Below are 3283 nucleotides of genomic sequence, written 5' to 3'. Positions count from 1 at the left end.
GTGCCAAAGGCGAAGCACCGGAAAACACCCTGACCAGCTTTCAGGAATGCCTCAAGCACGGTGTACGCCGCTGCGAACTGGACTTGCACCTGTCCATGGACGGCGAGCTGATGGTCATCCACGACCCGACCCTCAAGCGCACCACCGATCGGCGTGGCAAAGTCGTCGAATACTCGGCAGCGGACCTGGTGAAGATGGACGCACGCAAAGGCGGCCCGGGCTGGGTCAAGCCGTGCCCGATCCCACGCCTGGAAGAATTGTTCGAACAGTGCGACTTCGATCACTGGCAACTGGAAGTCAAAAGCGCCTCGCGCACCCGTGCTGCCACCACCGTACTGGCGATCCGGGAAATGGCCGTACGCTTTGGCCTGATGGACAAGGTCACCGTAACTTCAAGCTCGCGGGAAGTATTGAAGGCAGCAGTTGAACTCACCCCGGACCTGTCACGCGGCCTCGTGGCCGAATATGCCTGGCTCGACCCGTTGAAGGTCGCGCAGAACTACGGCTGTGACATCCTGGCGTTGAACTGGACGTTGTGCACCCCTGAGCGTCTGGAAAAAGCCCAGCGCCAGGGGTTGCACGTGTCCGTGTGGACTGTCAACGAACCTGCGCTGATGCGCAGGCTCGCCGACTTCGGCGTAGATAGCCTGATTACAGACTTTCCCGGTTTGGCCACTGCCACCCTCGAGAATTACTGAAATCGGTCTCCCCGGCCGGCTCAGGCCACCGGCCGGAGCCGCTCAAAAAAGCCGGTTGAGGCCATCGTAGGCCGCTACCCGATAGGCCTCGGCCATGGTCGGGTAGTTGAACGTGGTGTTGACGAAATACTTGAGGGTATTTTGCTCACCCGGCTGGTTCATGATGGCCTGGCCGATGTGCACGATCTCCGACGCCTGGTAGCCGAAGCAATGCACGCCGAGGACTTCCAGGGTTTCACGGTGGAACAAGATCTTCAGCATGCCTTGCGGCTCACCGGCGATCTGCGCGCGTGCCATGCTCTTGAAGAACGCCTTGCCCACTTCGTAAGGCACCTTGGCCTTGGTCAGTTCGTGCTCGTTCTTACCGATCGAGCTGATCTCGGGAATGGTGTAGATCCCGGTCGGCACGTCGTTCACATAACGCCAACTACCATTGTCGACGATGCTGCCCGCCGCCGAGCGGCCTTGGTCATGCGCGGCGCTGGCCAGACTCGGCCAACCGATCACGTCACCCGCGCCGTAGATGTTCGGCACACAGGTACGGTAGTTCTCGTCGACCTCGATCTGGCCACGGCCGTTGACCTTGACCCCGATGTTTTCCATGCCCAGCTTGTCGGTGTTGCCGGTGCGCCCGTTGCACCACAGCAAGGCGTCGGCCTTGATCTTCTTGCCGGACTTGAGGTGCAGGATCACACCGTTGTCCAGGCCTTCGACCCGCTCGTACTCTTCGTTATGGCGCACGGTGATGTTGTTGTTGCTGAAGTGGTAGCTCAACGCCTGGGAGATTTCCGAGTCGAGGAAGCTCAACAATTGATCGCGGTTGTCCACCAGCTCCACCAATACACCCAGGCCGCTGAAGATCGAGGCGTATTCGCAGCCGATCACGCCAGCGCCGTAGATGATGAGTTTGCGCGGGGTGTGGCCCAGGCTGAGGATGGTGTCGCTATCGTAGATACGCGGGTGGTGGAAATCGATATCGGCCGGGCGATAGGGGCGCGAACCGGTAGCGATGATGATGTGCTTGGCCACCAGTTTCTCGACGACGCCGTTGGAGCACACCACTTCAACGGTTTGCTCGTCGGCAAAGCTGCCGGTGCCGAAGAACAGGTCGACCCGGTTACGCGCGTAGTAACCAGTACGCGAAGCAACCTGCTTGGAGATGACTTTCTCGGCGCTTTTCAATACGTCCGGGAACGAGAACCAGCGCGGCTCACCAATGGCCCGGAACATCGGGTTGGTGTTGAACTGCATGATCTGGCGCACCGAGTGACGCAAGGCCTTGGACGGGATGGTACCCAGGTGGGTGCAGTTACCGCCGACCTGGCGACGGCTATCGACCATCGCCACCTTGCGCCCTGCCTTCGCGGCGTTCATCGCCGCACCTTCTCCAGCCGGGCCGGAACCCAGTACCACCACGTCGTAGTTGTAGACAGCCATGCGTACTCCTCAGAACAGGCCAGGCGCACGGTTGAACGCCTGGCTAAATCATGCCGCGGCCAGCGGTCATGAAGGACAATTCGGCTCAAGTGTGTGAACCGGGGCACAGTCTATATAAGGCTCAACGCCGCGCACATTAACCCTTGGTCGCGTCGTAGGCCAGTATTGCCTTAACTACACGCTCAGGAAATTGCAATTACGCGGTATTACTTTCGCGACATCGACGCCCCCTCCTGAATTAAACACAAATCCCCTGTGGGATTTTCGCTGCCCTCAGTTCTTACGGCATTTAGTCAGCCAGCTATGGGTTCCTATTGCCTGTGGTGGCCAATACACATATGGTTACAAAACGGTAGCAAGGACGAACGACGACCAAGGATCACTAATAAGATAGCCAAAATGAGTGCATGACATGTCCACTTCAACGGGCAAAGGCAAGGCGATCTTTCGCGTTGTCAGCGGTAACTTCCTCGAAATGTTCGACTTCATGGTCTATGGCTTCTACGCCACGGCCATTGCCAAAACCTTCTTCCCGGCCGACAGCGCCTTCGCTTCCCTGATGCTCTCCCTGGCGACCTTCGGCGCCGGCTTCCTGATGCGCCCACTCGGCGCGATCTTCCTCGGTGCCTACATTGACCGCCACGGCCGCAAAAAAGGCTTGGTGATCACCTTGGCACTGATGGCCGCCGGTACCATCCTGATCGCCTGCGTGCCCGGGTATGCCACCTTGGGTGTTGCTGCGCCACTGATCGTGCTGTTTGGCCGACTGCTGCAAGGCTTCTCCGCCGGCGTGGAGCTGGGCGGTGTTTCGGTGTACCTGGCGGAAATCGCCACACCAGGCCGCAAGGGCTTTTTCGTCAGCTGGCAGTCCGCTAGCCAACAGGCTGCTGTGGTATTCGCCGGCCTGCTCGGTGTGGGCCTGAACCACTGGCTGAGCCCGCAAGACATGGGTGACTGGGGCTGGCGCGTACCGTTCCTGATCGGTTGCCTGATCGTGCCGGTGATCTTCGTGATTCGCCGCTCCCTGGAGGAAACCCCTGAATTCCAGGCGCGCAAACACCGCCCTACCCTGCAAGAAATCGTGCGCTCTATCGGTCAGAACTTCGGTATCGTCATTGCCGGTATGGCGCTGGTGGTCATGACCACGG

At 59.5% G+C, this 3283-nt stretch carries 3 protein-coding genes; 2 read left to right on the top strand and 1 reads right to left on the bottom strand.

Going from position 1 to position 3283, the window contains the following annotated elements:
• A partial coding sequence (locus tag ACRESD_RS24150) for a glycerophosphodiester phosphodiesterase (RefSeq protein WP_431753204.1) occupies nucleotides 1-698 on the top strand: 698 nt, incomplete at its 5' end.
• 42 nt (nucleotides 699-740) lie between these two features.
• Here the strand turns inward: ACRESD_RS24150 and sthA are convergent.
• Entirely contained in the window at nucleotides 741-2135 is a 1395-nt protein-coding gene (gene sthA, locus ACRESD_RS24145) for a Si-specific NAD(P)(+) transhydrogenase (protein ID WP_257780541.1), read from the bottom strand.
• Nucleotides 2136-2547: 412 nt separating this feature from the next.
• On the opposite strand from sthA, the gene ACRESD_RS24140 reads away from it, so the two are divergent.
• Nucleotides 2548-3283, top strand: a 736-nt coding sequence (locus tag ACRESD_RS24140; RefSeq protein WP_431753203.1) for an MFS transporter, incomplete at its 3' end; no start/stop codon positions are given.

It is taken from the genome of Pseudomonas sp. (assembly GCF_050739995.1).
In the GTDB taxonomy this organism is placed as follows: Bacteria; Pseudomonadota; Gammaproteobacteria; order Pseudomonadales; family Pseudomonadaceae; genus Aquipseudomonas.
This window is presented reverse-complemented; position numbering and strand designations above follow the sequence as displayed.